This window comes from Agrococcus jejuensis (assembly GCF_007679035.1).
In the GTDB taxonomy this organism is placed as follows: Bacteria; Actinomycetota; Actinomycetes; order Actinomycetales; family Microbacteriaceae; genus Agrococcus; species Agrococcus jejuensis_A.
In genome coordinates this window covers 1-222 of record NZ_VEFR01000057.1, presented here as the reverse complement: position 1 = coordinate 222, position 222 = coordinate 1, and the positions used below count along the sequence as shown (strand labels likewise).

General features: G+C 65.3%; 1 protein-coding gene. It reads right to left on the bottom strand.

All coding sequences use genetic code 11. From position 1 onward, the window contains the following. Positions 1 to 222: hypothetical protein (locus FS793_RS16890; protein WP_186329573.1), on the bottom strand; the 222-nt coding region annotated here is incomplete at both ends.

Below are 222 nucleotides of genomic sequence, written 5' to 3'. Positions count from 1 at the left end.
CTCCACCTCACCCACCATCACACCCACCATCTCCTCCGCCCTCCTCTCCACCACCCACCTCTCCCCCACCCTCACCCCCTCCCTCATCCCCTCCTCCACCTTCCCCATCACCATGCCCTTCCCCTTCACCCTCCGCCCCCCCCTCATCCACTTCCCCCTCTCCAACCTCCTCAACTCCGCCATGCCCCACATCCTCCTCCTCACCCAGTACAACTCCCACTC